The organism is Deltaproteobacteria bacterium (assembly GCA_016218975.1).
Taxonomy (GTDB): Bacteria; Desulfobacterota; Deferrimicrobia; order Deferrimicrobiales; family Deferrimicrobiaceae; genus JAENIX01.
Window position 1 is genome coordinate 20,259 of the sequence record JACRCO010000029.1, and the last position, 17,325, is coordinate 37,583.

The window sequence follows — 17,325 nt, forward strand, 5'->3', positions numbered from 1 at the left end:
CGCAAGGTGGAAACGGGAGCGATGATGGCGAACTATCGGATGGATGCGTACCGCGGGAGCGCGAAAACCGCGGTATTGATCGGGCTGGTCCTGGCCTTGACGGCCGGCATGGCCGCCCCGTCCCTCGCCGAGAGAATCAAGGATCTCGCGGTTTTCGAGGGAGTTCGCGAAAACCAGCTGGTCGGATACGGCCTCGTCGTCGGCCTCGACGGCGCGGGCGACAAGGGGTTGGCCACCCAGCAAAGCATCGTCAACATGCTGAAACGCATGGGCCTGACCGTGAACGCCAACGATATCAAGGCGAAGAACACGGCCGCGGTGATGGTCACCGCGATGCTGCCCCCGTTCCCGAAGCCGGGCACCCGGATAGACGCGTCGGTGGCGGCCATGGGAGACGCCAAGACACTCCAGGGGGGAACGCTGATACTGACGCCGCTGAAAGGAGCTGACGGCAAGGTCTATGCGGTCGCGCAGGGCCCCGTATCCATCGGCGGATTCATCGGCGGAGAGGGCGGGACCAAGGTCGTCAAGAACCATCCTACCGTCGGCAACGTCCCGCGCGGCGCGATCATAGAGAAAGACCTTCCCTTCATCGTGGGGGGGGATGAGCTCCGCCTGTTTCTGAACCGGCAGGACTTCACGAACGCGACCCGTATCGCGGGGAGGATCAACGAAACGCTCAAGACGGGGCATGCGCGGGCCGCGGATTCCTCCACGGTCAAGCTGCTTGTGCCGGAGAGCTACAAAGGCCGCCTTCCCGAGCTTATCTCGGCCGTCGAAGCGATCGAAGTTTCGGTCGACATGCCTGCGCGCGTGACTGTGAACGAGCGAACCGGCACCGTCGTCATCGGAGAAAGCGTCAAGATCTCTCCCGTCGCCATTGCGCACGGCAACCTCACGATAGAAATCAGGACGGATTTCCAGGTGTCGCAGCCCAAACCCTTCGCCCCGGAAAAGGCGGAGACCGTCGTCGTGCCGCAGAAGCAGGTAGCCGCGAACGAGCAGAAAGCGACGCTTATGGAAGTATCCGGGGCGACGCTCGGCGAGATCGTGAAGGCGCTCAACTCGCTCGGCGTCACGCCCCGCGACCTGATAGCCATACTGCAGGCGCTCCGGTCCTCGGGAGCGCTGCGCGCGGAATTGGAGATTATTTAAGTGAAGCTCACCGGCCATATGGCTTCTACGCTCCCCGGGGGCATCGAATCGTTGCGGGGCAGGACCGATCGGGAGGCCGTCAAGGCTGCGGCACGGGAGATGGAATCCGTTTTCGCCCACCAGATGATCAAGGCGATGCGGTCGGCGTCGGGCGGACATGCCGGCGTGAAGGGGTTGGGCGGCGACGTTTACGGCAGCCTGTTCGACATGGAGCTTGCCAGGATCCTCGCCGCGCGGGGGCTCGGCCTGCAGGATCTGCTGCTGCGGGGGCTCGGCGGCAAAACATCCGCCGTGGAGGAGAGCGCCGGCAGTCCGACGGCGGTAAAGACCATCAGCCCGCCGGAGGCTTCCCTGCCCGTTCACGGGATACGCAGGGAAGAAGCGGCGGAAAGTAGCAAGGAAGATAAAGAACCCATTGCACCCGCCGAGGCGACCGTCTTCTTCCCCATTCGGAACGGGGGACGCCTAAGCTCCTCCTTCGGTCCGAGGAAGGACCCGTTCACGGGCGGAATCGCTTTCCACCGCGGCATGGACATCGCCGCACCGGCGGGCACGGCGATCTATCCCTTGAAGGCGGGAACAGTGACTTTCAGCGGGCGGGAAAAGGGGTACGGAAACGTCGTCGTCATCGACCACGGCGACGGCTTCGTGACGAAATACGCGCATAACCGGGTCAACCGGGTCGAGGCGGGCGACCGGGTCGGCCCCGATACGATTCTTGCCGAAGTGGGGGAGACGGGGCGTTCCACAGGACCGCACCTGCACTTCGAGGTCCTATACGAAGGGAAAAACCTGCGCCCGGAGGCGGTTTTGGCCCGTGCGGTTAAAGGACAGGGCTGAAAAACCGATAAGATACAAGGGAAAAGACCGTCTTACGGGAGACAGGAATGAAAGTCAGCGGCAAGAAGCCGCCGGGGAGTTCGGGCGTCGTCCGGCTGCAGAAAACCGGAACGAGCGGCCCCGCCCGCCCGGCGGAAAAGCCGGACGTCGCCGACAAGGTCGACCTCTCCGGCAAAGCCAGGGAAATCAGGGAGCTTGCAGGGATCGTCAACAGTCTCCCCGAGGTAAGGACGGAGAAGGTGGAAGGTATCAAGGCAAAAGTCGACTCGGGGGAATACGTCGTCGACACCGATAAGGTGGCGGAGAAGATCATCGACGAGATCGTATGAAACCATTGGACGACCTAAAGAATATCCTCCTGGAGCAGGAGAAATGCTGCAAGGAGCTCGTCTGCCTGCTTCAGGAGGAAAGGACTCGCCTCGTGGACTTCGACGTCGCGGGGATGGAGGAGATCTCGAAGGGAAAGGATACGCTCCTTCTGCGCCTGCGGCTCCTGGAGGAAGAACGCATCCGGCTGACCGCAGCCCATTTCACGGGGAAGGAAGGAGGACCCGGGGGAGAGATAACCCTGCGCAGCCTCGCCGAGCGCACCGGCGATACGGAACTCGCAGGCATCAGGCTCAAGCTCGTCTCGCTCGTCCAGAGCATCGATGACCTTAACGGCTTCAACCGTCACCTGATCGACCGCTCTCTGTGGAACGTCCGTGTGGCATCCGGCTTCTTCCGGTCGCTCGGCGGATCCCGTTCCGCGCTGCCCGGAAGCGGCTCCCTCGTGTCGCGGGAAACGTGAGATGTCGCTTTTAAGTCTCATCAATATAGGCAAGTCCACTCTGTACGCCAGCCAGGCCGCCCTGAACGTGGCGGGACACAATATCGCAAACGTCAACACCCCCGGCTACACCCGCCAGGAGGTGGTCCTCGAGACGGCATCACCCATTGTCCCGATGGCCACCGGGTACATGGGCATCGGCGTCGCGGTCAAGGCGATCGAGAGGCGTTACGACCGTTTCATCGAAACCCAGCTCCTGGGCCAGGAGACCAACCTCGGAAAATCCACGGCGATGGACCAGGTCTTCGGGCAGGTGGAGCAGGTATTCAACGACTCGGCGGGCGCCGGCATCTCCGAGAGCCTCAACGCCTTATTCGACGCGTGGCAGTCCCTCTCGGCGAATCCGGAAGACACGGCTCAGAGGACGGTCCTGCTCTCGAAAGCCGCTTCACTCGCCGGGACGCTGAGACGCATGGACCGCAACCTGGTCGCGACGGTCGGGGGGATCAACGACGATATCTCCTCGGCCGTGGAAAGGATCGGCGCGATCGCGACGGACATCGCACTCCTCAACGGGCGGATCGTGGAGGTCGAAGCCGGCGGAACCGCGACGGCGAACGACCTGAGGGACTCCCGGGACATGCTCGTCAAAGAGCTGTCCGGCCTCGCCGATATCGAGACCCTGGAAGACGCCACCGGATCGTTGAACGTTTTCCTGGGAATGCGCTCGCTCGTCGACGGGCAAAGAGCCGCCACGCTGTCCACGGCGACTGAATCGTCCGGCGACCTTCGCATCCTCCTCGACGGTAAAGACATGACGGCGCAGATCGCCGAGGGCCGGCTTGGCGGGCTCCTCGCGTCCCGTGAGACGGTGGAATCGGAGACGCTTCCCGGGCTGCGTCTGCTGGCCGCGGCTCTTACGAAGGAGATGAACCTTCTCCACCGCGCGGGCTACGGACTCGACGGCACGACGGGCAACGACTTCTTCGCGCCGCTTTCGCTTTCGACGACGGCCGACTCCGCCGGGGCGACCGTCACCTCCGCGACGGTCACCGATCCGGCCGCTCTGACGCTATCGGAGTATTCCATCTCAATCGGGGCGGGAAACGCCTATACCGTGGCGGATGCGGGTACCGGCGCGACGGTTGCGACCGGGACATACGCTTCCGGCGGCTCCATCGCGTTCGAAGGGATCAGCGTCGTCATTACGGGAACGGTCGCCGAAGGGGACGCGTTCACCGTCAGTCCGCTGACGGACGCCGCCGCGAACATGAGCGTTTCCGTATCCGATTCCAGGAAGATCGCCGCGGCTTCCGCCGCATCCGCTCTGCCGGGAGACAACTCGAACGCGCTCGCCATCGCCGGTCTCGCCGACGCCGCGGTGGATGCGCTTGGGGACGATACGTTTTCGGCGTTTTACAGCGGTCTCGTCACCGAGGCCGGTGCGCACGCCCGGGACGCCGCCGACCTCATGACGTTCGACGTGAACCTTAAAAGCGAGCTCGTCAACCGCAGGGAGTCCGCCTCCGGTGTATCGATCGACGAGGAGGCGACGAAAATCATCGCATTCCAGCGGATGTTCGAAGCGGGGGCGCGGATCATCAAGATCACCGATGAACTCTTCCAGACGGTGCTGCAATTATGAGAGTCTCCTCGTTCCAGGCGTTCCAGCAGGTCACCGATTCCCTGATGAAGAACCTCGCGGATTTGTTCCGCCTGAACGAGCAGATTTCCTCCGGCAAGAGGATCAACAGGCCTTCGGACGACGTGAGAGGGACGGCTCGCGCGCTGGACTACAGGCTTGCGATAGACTCGGGCGAGCAATACCGGAAAAACGCGGACGACGCTTCCACCGCGATCGCATTCGCCGAAAAGGCGCTCACGTCGGTTTCCTCCGCCCTGACGCGCACGAAAGAAATCGCGCTCCAGGCGGCGAGCGGGACCCAAAGCGATGCCACGCGGGACGCCCTCGCGCAGGAGGCGTTCGAGTTGCGGGACCAGTTCCTCTCGCTGTCGAACAGCCGTCTCGGGTCACGATACATCTTCTCGGGATTCCGCACGGATGCGCCTGCGTTCGACGCGCTGTTCGCCTACCAGGGGGATACGGGATCGGTCAACGTGGCGGTGGACAAGGATGTCCTGATTCCGAAGAACGTCATCGGCACGGAGGCGTTCGGATATTCCCAGGCGGCCGAAGAGACCGTTACGCAGGAGGACGGCACCATTGTCCACTACATTCCCGGCGGCGGTACGACCGTCAACGTCGAAATCCGCGCGTCCGACGACACGACGGTTCTCGACAGCTTCAGTTTCGACAACGTGATGCAGATGACGGGCATCCTGTCGCAGGCGCTCGAGAGCAACGACACCGCCAGGATTTCCGCGATCCTTAAAACCCTCGACGACGCGGCGGGACAAGTTACGGATGTCCGGGCGGACCTCGGGGCGAGACTCAACCGGCTCGACGACCAGGGGGACCGGCTCGACGACGCGAAGCTCGCGGCGCAGATAGCGCTGTCCGGCGTGGAGGACGTCGACCTGTCGTCGGCCGCGAGCGAAATAGTGAAGACCGACGCCACGCTCCAGGCGCTGCGGGCGTCGGCGGGAAAGATCCTGTCCCGATCGCTGCTCGACTTCCTGAGTTAGAAACCGCGTATAATAGCGGAGCAAGGAGGGGAAAAGACACCAAAATTATCGCCCGCGGCGCCGGGATCGCCACCTTGGCCGGGCCGGATCGGAGGAAGTATGCTGGTTCTGACACGGAAGCCTGAGGAGGCGGTCAAGATCGGCGACGAAATCACGGTGACGGTGCTCGAGGTTCGTGGAAACCAGGTACAGATCGGCATCAGCGCACCCCAGGGAGTCCGCATCTACCGGGGCGAGATCTACGAGAAGATCAGGTCGGAGAACATCGAGGCGTCCGGTCTCTCGGCGGACGACTTCAAGCGGATGAAGGAGAAGATCAAATAGATGGTCGCGTTTCGGACAACACGGTTCGGGCGGCTCGAGGTGGGCGAAGACAGGATCATCCGCTTCCCGGCGGGGATCCTCGGCTTTCCCCGGCTCGACCGTTACGTCCTTCTCGACTACAAGGACACCCCCCTGAAGTGGCTCCAGGCGGTCGACGACCCGGAAGTCGCATTCATAGTGACCGACCCGAAATCGGTGGCCGCGGAAGGGACGATCAATCTCGGAGGCGACGTCGCGCGTTTCCTCCGGATCGAGCGTGAGGACGACCTCGCGGTCCTCCTGATCCTGAGGGTGGACGGCGGCAAGGTCATCGCCAACGTGAACGGCCCTCTGGCGATCAATTCCAGCCGCATGCTCGGGGTGCAGGCTATCCTCGACAGGGGCTGAAAGCCCGTGGCCTCCATCCTCCCCGCGCCGTCGCGGCGCCTCCTTTCATTATGAAGATCGACGGCGTCGCGCAAATCCAAAACACGCTCACGTTCCTTTCGCGTTCCGGCGAGGGGTTCCGCCTCAAGATCGGTGACGTGGTCCGGGCGGAGGTCCTTTCCCTTCAGGACGACGGCAACGTATCGATCCGCATAACCATGGAATCGGGAAAGACAGGGGTCGTCACTGCCCGTTCGGAAGTGCCGCTCGACCCGGGAGAGAACATTCTCCTGAAAGTTGTCGGAGGAGAGCGTGAGATCGCCCTCCGGTTCCTTGGAGTGTTGGGAGAGGAGGCATCCGGGACGGGGAGCCCCGCCGGTCTTGCCGAAGAATACCGCGGGCTTGCATCGGAGCTTGCGGCGTCGCGGCTTACGTCGGCCGGAATCCGCGATGCGCGGGAGACGCTCCGCCTCCTTCCGCCCGATGTGAAGGATGCGGTCCGGGGGTTCGGCGTAATAGAGGAGTCGGCGCCGGAGATCGCGGGCCTCGACGGGCCTGTTCTCAAGGATGCGGTGGAAGGATCCGGCATCCTCCTCGAAACGAAGCTTAAAATTTCCGCCGGCGAGGAATCCATAGGAACCGGAACAGGTCTTGCCGCGGCGATGGAAGAGGGGGGACCTGCGGCCGGACCCGATTTGAAGGAGGCGCTTCTCCGGCTGCGGGAAGCGCTTCGGGAGCACGGCGCAGCCGATGCCGCGAAGGCGCCCGGCGGCGGTCCCGGACGCGCGCACGTGGAGGCCGACCGGCTTCTTGCCACCATCGAATCGTTCCAGCTTGCCTCGGCCGCCCACGGGGTTCTCTGCGCGCCGCTTCACCTCGCATGGAACGGGCTTGTCGACGGGGAAATGCTGTTCCGGAAAGGTTCCCGGGGCAAGGGGGAATCCTACACCTGCGAGCTGAACCTCGACCTGCGCCCGCTCGGAAGGATGTCGGTTTCCGTTACGATGTACGACCGCGCCTTCTTCGTTTCGTTCGCCCCGGAGAGCGAGGAGACGCGCTCGCTGCTTGCTTCTCTCGCGGAAGAAGTCGGCAAGAGGTTCCGGGAAGCCGACCTCGATCTGAAGGCCGTAAGCGTACATCGGAAGAAGAGCGTTACCTTCGGCGTCCCGGCGCGCGACGGCGTCGACCTGGAGGTGTAGGGTGGCGAAGAGAAACCGCCAGGCCGCCGCGCTCCGGTATCTGCAAGGCAAGGACGCCGCCCCGCGGCTGGTCGCGAAGGGCAGCGGCGCCGTCGCCGAAAGGATCCTCGAGATCGCCCGTCATCACGGCATCCCGATCCGCGAAGACAGGGAACTTGTCCAGGTGCTCGCTTCGCTCGACCTTTACCGGGAGATCCCGCCGGAGCTGTACAAGGCGGTCGCCGAGATCCTGGCGTTCCTTTACCTGCTTAACCGGGGAGAGGCGCCGGGACATTCGGCGGTCCCGCGCGCGGGCGGCTGAGGAGAAGCGATGGCCAGGTACAAGGTATACGATTACGGGTCCCGGAAAGCCTTTCCGGCCGACAAGCTCTCCGAAGGGACCTACCTGCCGTTCGACGTCTTCGTGTGCGAAGAGGATATCTTTTCCCGTCTCTTCAAGGAGGGGGACAGGTTCGGCCCGGAGGAAAAGGCCGAGCTCTGGCGGCGGGGCGCAACAGAGGTTTACGTAGACCTGAAGGACGCGCGGGCGCTGGAATTATACCTCCAGCGGACGGCCGAGATCGTAATACCGGACAGGGACAACGCCGAGGTCGTCCGGGAGTACGTCGAACACAAGCAGCAGTACTACCAGGTCGACCGGTCGTTCCTTAAACCCGGCGTGCGCGTCGGTTTCGGCGTCTACCTGCTCCACAACCTTCACATGGTTCCGCTCGTGGAAGCGACCGAAAGCGCTCCAGGTGTCGTTCCGGAAGGGATCTCGGCCTCTCCGGGAGAGGTCGTCATACGGAATTCCGACATCCCGCTGTACCAGAAGTTCCTGGACAGCCTGATCGAGGCGCCGCCCGGCGCCGCGGCCCCGTCGGAAGACTTGAGCAAGGTGCGCGCCGTCGTTATCAAAGAGAAATCGAAGACGATAATCAAGGGGCTGCTGGAGGACCCGCGGAGCGGGGAAAACATAAAGGATGCGGTGGACGTCGTCACCCGGATGACCGACTGCATCGTGTCCAACAGGGACGTGATCTACGACCTGGTCTCCTTGAGCAGCTACGACCATTACACCTACACGCACTCGGTCAACGTCACCGTCATTTCCGTAGGGATCGGTATCGCCTACGGCATCGGGCGGGCCGCCGCCGAAATCCTCGGGCTCGGCGCCCTTCTCCACGATGTCGGCAAGAGCAGGATCTCGCCCGCGATCCTGAACAAGCCGGGGAAGTTCACTCCGGAGGAGTACAACATCATCAAGGGACATGTCATTGAAGGGGAGAAGATCCTGCGGGAGCACAAGGCGATCCACCCCGACGCTTACTACGCCGTCCTCCAGCACCACGAGCGGCTCGGGGGAACGGGATACCCTTACGGCGTCTCGGAAGAATCCATCCGCCTGTTCGGCCGGATATGCGCGATAGCCGACTGCTACGACGCGATGACGACCCACCGCCCGTACCAGCGCGCCGCATCGCCCTACCAGGCCTTGCTCCAGATCACGAAGGAGACCCGGAACTACGACCGCGATCTCCTTAAGGCGTTCATCCGCATGCTCGGGAAGATCAAGGGGCCGGAAGTTCTCCGCGCGGAAGGGGCGGCCGCCCCCGTTTAGCCCATCATTTTCAGGTATTGCCTTGCCGATGCGTCGTCGGGAAACTCTTCCGCGATACGTTTCAGCCTCAGTATGGCGTCTTCCGTGCGGCCGCCTTTCAGCAGCAGGTCTACCAGGAGAAACGCGACCGCCTTGTCCTTCGGCACCAGCGGCAACGAGGCTTCCAGGAAAATCAACGCCTCGTGCGTTCCCTTTTCCGATGCAAGCGTATCCGCTTGTTCGATTATCCGATGGCGCAGGTAATCGTCCTTGTCGACAAGGAGGCAACCATACTCTCCGGGTCCGGGAAACCCGAAGATTTCCCGTTGGGGCGTGAAAAGTTCGAACTCGCCGATATTCCAGAACGACCGGTGTTCTTCATGCGGGTTGCCGTGGACGGTCCCCTGGGTCCATCGATCGCCCAACGGAATGTTGATCATTATCGTCCGGTTCGAGTGGGCGGCACACTTGTCGAGGAACCGCCACGCTTTCCGCTTCTCGAAATGTTCGAGGACGTCGCCGAGGATCAATAGATCGTACTTGCCTGCCCCGTCGATCGTTTCATAGGCATCTCCGATCAGGATGTCGTCATAAAGCGCTCTTTGATGATCCTGGATGTAGCCGGGGAATACTTCTATCCCGTCCAGCCTGATTTTCCAGTCTTTTCTCATGCACCTTTCACCCATCATGACGTCGAGGATGTCACGGACGATAAAACCCATCTTGCCGTTGCCGACCCCGATGTCGAGAACGGAATCGGGCATCGTCGCCTGCAGGTACCGCGCAACCGTCGGGATATGGCAGTAAGTGCTCGTGGGCATTGTTATACCTCGTGCCGCGAAAGCCGTACGAAAGCCTCACGCATGGTATTTCGGAATTCCCTTTCGAATTCCGTCATGCATTCCGACCATTGGGGGTATACGCTGCGGGCTGCTCCCCACGCACCGGAAAGATTTCCTTTCGATGCCAGTTCCGCGGTTTCGCGGGAAATCGAGACCAGCGAATCCTGCAGCCGGCCGATCGCCCGGGGAATGCCGTTTTCTTCGGCGAGAAGTTCCGTGAAGTTCCGAAGCCGGGGAGTAAGTTCCTTGAATGCCCTTATGGCATTTACCGATTTGCGGAGCAGATCGGGAAGTGCCTTCCGAAGATCAGGTCCCGGGACGGCACCGTTTCCTCCCAGACCTGAAATGATTCCGTCCATGTGGCGATGCAACTCCTCGATTTGCGATACGGTCAGGTCGTAGTTCGGCACGTCGAATCCTCTTTCGCAAAGCCAATTCCCTGAGGCGTCTACAGGCGGAGCCAGACCGAACTTGACGCAATGCGAGCATGTCGGGGGTACTTGTCCGGCGATATGGGCTCGGCGGATACGTCGATACTCCGGTCCGTTCCAGATGTCCTCGATCGGACGGTTTTGCACATTCCCCAGGGTTAACGCCGGATCGTCGGATGCGAAGCAGCACGGCTTGCATTCCCCGTCGACGCGCACGTACAACGTCCGGAATACCAGGGGACAAGGCTTTGCCAGTTTCAGGCCCGTCTCGGTCCAGTCATGCCCTGTCGCAGGCGTTGGAGCGGCCACGTTGTTGCCGGTCCTTAAGTACGCGTCCAGGTTGATACGGACTCCGAGCCGCTCGCCGAGGGACCGTACCTCGCCGAGGATCGGCTCGTCGCGGTCCGGATCGTAATCGATCCGTTCCTGTTGAAATTCCGGCAAGGCGTCGTAGGTCACCAGTGGTTTGAAATCGATCGCTTCCACTCCGCTCTCGAATGCGAATTCGACCAGTTGCGGTAGTCCGTGCAGCGTTGATCGGGTAATGATCGTGTTGAACGACACACTGGGGTTGCCGTTTCCGGATCGCAGTTTTTCCTCGCGAAGGCATATGAGATTCTTTCGGAGTTTATCGAAATTCGCTCTTTCGTACAGGTGCTCGTACAATGCCGGATCCGCGGTGCTGACCGATACCGTCATGCGGGGCGCGCCGGAACGGACAAGGCGGGGAATACGCTCTTCGTCGAGCAACTGCCCGTTCGTGAAAAAATCCACGTCCGCTCCATGGGCCGCGGCGGCTTCGGCCATGTCCAGCAGGTGCCTGTTGAGAAGCGGCTCCCCGAAACCGTGAAGCGATATGGATGCGATGCCGGGAAGCCACGGAAGGACCGAACGCATGATTTCGGCCGGCATGATGGCCGATTTTCCCCTTGGGCGAGGGGTTTTCGTGCGGATCGCGCAGAACTTGCAGTTGAGATTGCATGCATTGGCGCTTTCCAGGAAGATCTCTATAGGGCTGTTCAGTACGATTTCTCTTTTTTCGATCCGTGAGAGGACGTATCGGGCATAGTTTGCGCGTTTAGACCTGCGAAGGAGGCCGTTGGCAGGAACAGCGGAAAGCCGGAACGGCTCCTGATCGGACGGAGGCCCCGGAATGACGTGCTCATGGGACCGGATCGGCCGTTCATCTCCGACGTCAAGCGCCGCGAGATTTCCGCACCCGGTCTTTGCGGCGGCGATGAATCCTTCGAGCCCGTCGTTGACGTCGTTGTGGAGGCGGCAGAGTTTTTTCGAAATGCACTCCCTGCAACCGGGCAGGTAATCACGGGCCTGAACGCGATCACGGAGTTTTCGGAGCGCGGGGCTTTGCCACATCTCCGTCAACGTTGAATCCCGCAGATTTCCGATTTTCAGGTCATCTCCGCACAGGGCTTCCCCCGGCCCACATGGATAAACATCGCCGATCGGAGATACGAACAGGGTCGAGAACGGGTGAAGACAGATGCCGTCATGCGGATCCTGCGAACGATGGCTTCCCAGGAAAGAATGATCCTCCCATTCCATCGGCAGGCTCCGGATGCTTTCCCGCAGGTTCTTCAGGATATTTCGGTGCTCCTCCGTGCATTCCGTCGGTCGCGGTGCATCCGGCCGTATATCCAGAATCCCTTTCATGTTGACGGCGGGCTTGACCGACACCCCGGCGAACCCGAATGGAGCGATCCGGCCGACCAGTCCGGGCAGGTCGACGATATTGTCATCCATGACCACGAAGTTCAGGAACAACTGCGGCCAGGACACTCCGTTATCGAACCGTTCCCGGTGAAAGCCTTCGATAGTCCGCCACAGTTTTTCCCACTTAGCCGGCTTGTGGTACTGCTCATACCGATCCCGGGTCCCGCCGGAAACGCTGAAGACGAATCTTGAAAGGCGAGCCTGGACCAGGTCGTGGATGAGGGAATCCGGCACGTTGGCGGCGTTGGAATTGACCCATGTGAATACGCCACGGCCGGCGGCTCTCCGCACGATTTCCACGAGACCCGGATGAAGTGTGGGTTCTCCGACGCCGACCGTATACAGCATCGCCGCGGCGGTAAGGAGTTCGTCGATCGCCGGTATGTGCTCGGCGGGAAGATCGACCTTGTCCCGGCCATGTTTTTCCACATGTTCCGCCAGCTCCAGCTTGTGGGAGCACATGGGGCAGTCGAGGTTGCATCGCTTCGTGAGCTCGACGTAGATTTCGATCGGTTTATTTTCGACTTCTTTTGCCGGATTGCCTTTCTTTAGGTCTCGGAGCAGGCGTCCGAAAGACGATATATTCGAAAGCTTCTCCTGGAGAAGTGCTTCCGGCGCCCCGGGTGCCGGTTCGGCTTTCGATTTCCCGGCTTCCGTGCACGCTTTCTCCGTGGACCATGCCTCGGGCAGGTCGGGAAGTTTGCCTGGTGAAAGAGCCAGGTATTCGTGGGATATTTTGAGATAGTGGTCGAAGATGGATGCATATTCCTTCCGGACTTCCGGATCGGATAGATCGGGAACGTTCCGGGCCGTCTGCGCGGCATGACGTCCCTGGTCGAACAGCTTTGAATCCAGAAGACCGGAAAGGATGCTGCGTCGCAGGATTCGGATCCTGGGCGTGTTTTTTCCGTCAGTCGAGACCCAATCCTCGGCTTCCAGCGAGGCAAGCCCCCATCGCCCCGGCTCCTTGTAGAGCGGCGAGTTGGGGCGGGGAGTGAGGATGGGAAGCCCGAGGTTCGTGAATTTATCGATATTCTTGGACAGGAAAAAGAGGCTTTCCGCAAATTCCCTCGGTCCTTCGCCGGGGAAGCCGACGATCATATTTCCATACTGGGCGATCCCCGCTTTGTGCGCGTCGCAAATCACCCTGTCGGCCAATGCCGGGTCATACCGCTTGCGCATGGCCTTTAGCACGGCGGCCGATCCGCTTTCGAGACCCCAGCACAGTTCGACGCATCCCGCACGGCGCATCTTCCGGAGCAGGTCGATGCTCATTTCCTTCCGGATGTAGGCCATGCCTCCCCAGGTGAACTCGAGTTTCCGCTCGAGGATGATATCGCAAAGACGATCGAGGACATCGATCCGGCCGTTGATCAGCGAATCGTTGAAATTGATGTGGGGAGTGGATCCGCAGGCCGCGAGAGCCGGAAGAAGGCTTCCGATCTGATCCGCCATCCAATCCGCGGAGTGCGTCCGGAAACGGCCGAAATTGGGACTTTCGTTGCAATATGCGCAGCGGTTGATGCACCCCCGGCTGATCATGAGGATCGCGCGGTTCGGGAGCGTGTATTTCGAAAGGCAGGAAGGGTCGATCCCGACAGGAGCAAGATCATCCAGCTCCGATGGCACGGGCGGATTTCCGTTATCGCGAATCTTATCGCCGTCCCACGTGAAGAAACCGGGCATATCCGGCGGCACACGTCCGTGCTCGGAAATCGCCCGGACGATGTGCGGAAGCGCGATTTCTCCTTCTCCAGGGCACAAGGCGTCCACAACCCCGGGAATCATATGGCGCGTTCCCCACTCGGAATGGAAGCAATCGGAACCCCCCGCAAGGAATGGAACGGACGGAAGGGCCTTCCTCAACTGGCGGGCGAACAGGTCCGAGACAAACCTCGCTCCGGAGTTGATGGACAGGGCGACAATCTCGGGCCGCCACGCGGCGATCCGCTCCGCCTGATCTTCGAAAAACCGCCGTTGGTCCTTCCAGAACCGGTCGGCTGTTTCCTGCGATTCCCAAAAGACCGAATGCTCGTCTTTCCACCATGCCCTGTATTCCTCGGAGACGGACCGGTATGCCTCGATATTGAGATCGGATAGTCCGACGGAGTGGCCGGCGCGCAGAAGCTGGGCTTCGAGGGTCAGCAGGGCATAGTTTGGAGCCCAGTTCGCCCAGGCGGGGCAGGCGATCAGCGCGACTTTCAAGGGTTCCTCTCCCGGATCGGATCGGGAGGAGCCGGCCTGCTATTTCGGAACGTGTTCATGGCTCGGCCAGCGGGTTTTTCATTTTGTGGCGCAGGCAGTACTCTTCCATCGTCACCTGCCGCGGCACGCTGTTGGTCCGGTTCGCCTTCATGCGTTCCGCGATCAGGTCTCCCCTGTAGAGTTTCGCCCCGCGAAGCGATTCATAGAGGGAAGCATATTCAGCCATGTTAGCCCTGTCGGTCTTCAGGCGAAGCTTTGAGATGTTTTTCCGAAAGGTCGCCAGAATTTCCCGGCGGCTCTCCACCTTGAGAATCGCCGCCTCGAGGCCGTCGGCGTCGTTCATTTCCACCAGGATTCCCGTTTCCCCGTCGCGGATCCTCTCCTCGATGGCCCCGGCACGCGAGGCGATAACGGGGACTCCCGCCCGAAAGGCCTCGTCGACCGTGTAACAATAAGTTTCGTGCCAGACCGGCGGGATGACCACCACGTCCGCCTCCTGGAGAAGCCGGGGAAGATCGGTACGTTCATAGGTTCCCATGAATTCCAGATTCTTCCTGGATGTTGCATTCGTCCCGGATGGCGTACCTCCGTGAACCCGGAACCGGATGGGACGGTTCCGGAGGCGTCTCGCGACCTCGAAGAACACGTCCCGCCCCTTGGCTTGGGTCATGTTGCCGACGAATGCGACGCGCAGGCGCTTCCCCGGTTTGTACGTAGCGTCGAAGGGATACGGTTCGGTGCCGTGAGGGATGACCCGGATCTTGCCCCCGACTTCCTCTCCGTGTGCGCGTACGAACTGCTTCTTGACGAAATCCGACGGCGCGATCAGCACGTCGCACGCTTCCAGCGCTTCGCGAACCAGATGGTTTCTCTCTTCGATAAATCGGCCGAAATCGAACGGGAGGTCCGGCCGGATTGCCTTGTGCCTGGAGGCCAGGCAGCGGATGCAATCCGGCTCGTTCTCCGCCCGTGCCTTGCCGCAATACGGGCCGTCCGGCAGCGTCATGTTCCAGTCGGGGCACAGCAGGAAATAATCATGGAGTGTCATGACGACCTGGCGATGAAGAGCCCTTGCTATCTGCGGCAATTGGAATGAACCGAAGTTCTGGAGGTGCTGGAAGTGGACGATGTCCGCTCGGGAGCCGAGCACCGTCTCGGAAAAAAATCTCTCCACCATGCGGGAACGCAGGGAGACGGCCGAACCTTTCAGGGTGTTTTCGATAGGAACCATGTTCAGGTTCATCTTGATCTTGAAGACGCCCCCCTCTTCCTCTTCCGTCAATGCGTCGTACCACGGTTCCATGATGCGAGGGTAGAGAACGGAACATTCGATGCGTCCCGCGTTCTCTTCGATGATCCGCCTCGTATGCAATTCCGTCCCCGCTTTCGGTTCGAAACTGTGGACAACATGAAGGACGCGAAGTTTACCCGTTTCACGTCGTTGACGAAGTTGGGCGGCGAGCCGCTGATGCTGGTAGCGAAGGGGATTCAAAAGGCAGTAGATCTTGACGGATTCGTGGTACCTGGGCCAGCGGCGGCCGACCATCTTCTCGTTTTCTTCCTGAAGGCGCCGTTTTTCGGGGAATTCGGAATGGCCCACCTCTCCGTGGTGAAATACGAACGCGTCGTCGCAGAGCGCGCTCCGGTACCCCATTGCCCATGCCCTTTGGCACCAGTCGACTTCCTCGCCGTAACCTCTCCCGAAAGCCATATCGATGACGCCGACGTCGTCGATCACTTCTCGTGTTACCAGCATGCAGAAACCGACGGCCGTGGGGACCTTCGGATAGCGGCGCAGCGAAGTCCCGGCCACCAGGCGTGCCATGTCGTCCGCCGTCACTCCGGGTTTCAGGAGGTTTTTCATGTTCATCTGCGGAACCGAGCAGATCGTCGCATTGTTCGAGAGGGGAGAGACGATGTGGATGCGCGGATCGCTGCGCCTGCAGCGGTCCATACGGGCGAGCCAGCCGGGCGTGAATTCCGTATCGGAGTTGACGACCACGATATCGCGGTCGGATGCCGCTATGCCGGTATTGACTGCGCCGGGGAACCCCATGTTCACGTTCAGCCGGATGTATCGGATGTGAGACCAACGTTCGGCGTATCCTCGGAGCATCGGCCCGACTTCCGGATCTGTGCTGGCATCGTCGACGATGATGATCCGGTGCCGGTGATCCGTGGTGCGGAGCAGGGAGTCGAGGCATTTCTCCACGAACCCCTTCGAATTGAAGTTCGGCATGACCAGGTCGTATTCGTGCTGTTCGGGCTCCACTCCCGCCTGTTCGATGACGTGTTGTCGTTCGACTTCATGAATCAATTCCCGTGCGAGGTCGTCCGCTTGCTGCCGGGACGACCAGGAGGTCTTCAACCGTTCTTCAATGTCGTGTTTTTCCTTTGCCGCTTCCAAAAGCCGTCGATGGCCGAATTCGCCGGGTTCCATGGCCATACGCTCGTCCCGATCGGCGACCAGTTGTCCGGGAAAGGCATCGAAAACGGCCTTGGACCGGCAACCGACGGCGATGAAATACATGCGGTCTGAAGGGTCGGGTTCGACGGTCTCGAATTCGTTCAGCTCGTTGGCCCGGCGTATCCTGCGGATTACGATCGATTGGGAGCCGGCTTCGTCCAGCCGCGCTATCAGGTTTCCGGTGAGATTCTTCTGGCCGAAGAAGGCGACATGCGGAAAATGGCCGCACAGGAGCGTGCGGAACTCCTCCAGGTAAAGTTCCCGCACATGATATTCGTTGGCGTAGCCGGGGAGATCCGAGTACACCTTCTTGTCGGGGGTCGATACGATCAGGATCCCGTCGTCGCACAAGACCCGCCGGATTTCATTAATCATCGCTTCGTGCTCGTCGATATGCTCCAGCATCTCGAAGCACACGACGACCTCGAATCGCCCGTCTTCGAAGGGAATCCGGGTGGCGGATCCGGGCGCATAGGAAAGGTTGCCGGACTTGTTCGCATACTTGTCCCGGGCGTGCCGCACGGCTTCCACTTCGATATCGATCCCGACGACGGAAGCCGCCGCCTTCGAAAGAATGTGCGCTCCGTAACCTTCGCCGGAGCCGAGGTCCAGGACCCGCTTTCCCCGTGCGAAATCGGAAGCGAACAGGTACCGTGACAGGTGTTCGTAGGCGATTGTCGCCCAACCTTTTTCGGGGACATATCGTTCCCCGGTGAATTCCATGGCGGGGGAGCCTTTCATATCCCTTTCGGTCCGCTCTTGCGGTTCGTC

14 protein-coding genes are annotated in these 17,325 nt (G+C 61.1%); 11 read left to right on the plus strand and 3 right to left on the minus strand.

The window, feature by feature from the left end; genetic code table 11:
• The first annotated feature begins 39 nt into the window (after window positions 1-39).
• The 11 genes from HY896_03035 (at window position 40) to HY896_03085 (ending at window position 8,899) form a co-directional block, all read left to right on the plus strand.
• Complete coding sequence (locus HY896_03035; protein ID MBI5575320.1) at window positions 40-1,155, plus strand: flagellar basal body P-ring protein FlgI; 1,116 nt, start codon at window positions 40-42, stop codon at window positions 1,153-1,155.
• Window positions 1,156-1,995 carry a peptidoglycan DD-metalloendopeptidase family protein gene (locus HY896_03040; GenBank protein MBI5575321.1) on the plus strand — a complete coding sequence of 280 codons (840 nt, stop codon included), beginning with the start codon at window positions 1,156-1,158 and terminating at the stop codon, window positions 1,993-1,995.
• 47 nt (window positions 1,996-2,042) lie between these two features.
• Window positions 2,043-2,324 (plus strand): flagellar biosynthesis anti-sigma factor FlgM, encoded by a 282-nt coding sequence (flgM, locus tag HY896_03045; GenBank protein ID MBI5575322.1) that lies wholly within the window; start codon window positions 2,043-2,045, stop codon window positions 2,322-2,324.
• Window positions 2,321-2,785 (plus strand): flagellar export chaperone FlgN, encoded by a 465-nt coding sequence (flgN, locus tag HY896_03050; protein MBI5575323.1) that lies wholly within the window; start codon window positions 2,321-2,323, stop codon window positions 2,783-2,785. The genes flgM and flgN overlap by 4 nt, the downstream gene beginning before the upstream one ends.
• Window position 2,786: 1 nt before the next feature.
• Window positions 2,787-4,409, plus strand: coding sequence for a flagellar hook-associated protein FlgK (gene flgK / locus HY896_03055; protein ID MBI5575324.1), 1,623 nt, complete (start codon window positions 2,787-2,789; stop codon window positions 4,407-4,409).
• Complete coding sequence (gene flgL, locus HY896_03060; protein ID MBI5575325.1) at window positions 4,406-5,410, plus strand: flagellar hook-associated protein FlgL; 1,005 nt, start codon at window positions 4,406-4,408, stop codon at window positions 5,408-5,410. The genes flgK and flgL overlap by 4 nt, the downstream gene beginning before the upstream one ends.
• 99 nt (window positions 5,411-5,509) lie before the next feature.
• Window positions 5,510-5,734, plus strand: a complete 225-nt coding sequence (gene csrA, locus HY896_03065; GenBank protein MBI5575326.1) for a carbon storage regulator CsrA — start codon at window positions 5,510-5,512, stop codon at window positions 5,732-5,734.
• Window positions 5,735-6,121 carry a flagellar assembly protein FliW gene (gene fliW / locus HY896_03070; GenBank protein MBI5575327.1) on the plus strand — a complete coding sequence of 129 codons (387 nt, stop codon included), beginning with the start codon at window positions 5,735-5,737 and terminating at the stop codon, window positions 6,119-6,121.
• A gap of 50 nt (window positions 6,122-6,171) precedes the next feature.
• Window positions 6,172-7,299 (plus strand): flagellar hook-length control protein FliK, encoded by a 1,128-nt coding sequence (locus tag HY896_03075; protein MBI5575328.1) that lies wholly within the window; start codon window positions 6,172-6,174, stop codon window positions 7,297-7,299.
• A gap of 1 nt (window position 7,300) precedes the next feature.
• On the plus strand, window positions 7,301-7,600 hold the full coding sequence (locus tag HY896_03080) for an EscU/YscU/HrcU family type III secretion system export apparatus switch protein (protein MBI5575329.1): 300 nt from the start codon (window positions 7,301-7,303) through the stop codon (window positions 7,598-7,600).
• A 9-nt stretch (window positions 7,601-7,609) separates the two neighbouring features.
• Entirely contained in the window at window positions 7,610-8,899 is a 1,290-nt protein-coding gene (locus tag HY896_03085; protein ID MBI5575330.1) for an HD-GYP domain-containing protein, read from the plus strand.
• On the opposite strand, the gene HY896_03090 is transcribed toward HY896_03085, so the two are convergent.
• The 3 genes from HY896_03090 to HY896_03100 are packed head-to-tail and all read right to left on the minus strand — an operon-like array spanning window position 8,896 to window position 17,295.
• Window positions 8,896-9,699, minus strand: coding sequence for a tetratricopeptide repeat protein (locus tag HY896_03090; GenBank protein ID MBI5575331.1), 804 nt, complete (start codon window positions 9,697-9,699; stop codon window positions 8,896-8,898). The genes HY896_03085 and HY896_03090 overlap by 4 nt on opposite strands.
• Before the next feature lie 2 nt (window positions 9,700-9,701).
• Window positions 9,702-14,087: a radical SAM protein gene (locus HY896_03095; GenBank protein ID MBI5575332.1), complete on the minus strand. Its 4,386-nt coding sequence runs from the start codon at window positions 14,085-14,087 to the stop codon at window positions 9,702-9,704.
• Window positions 14,088-14,142: 55 nt separating this feature from the next.
• Window positions 14,143-17,295, minus strand: a complete 3,153-nt coding sequence (locus HY896_03100; GenBank protein ID MBI5575333.1) for a glycosyltransferase — start codon at window positions 17,293-17,295, stop codon at window positions 14,143-14,145.
• Window positions 17,296-17,325: the final 30 nt, after the last annotated feature.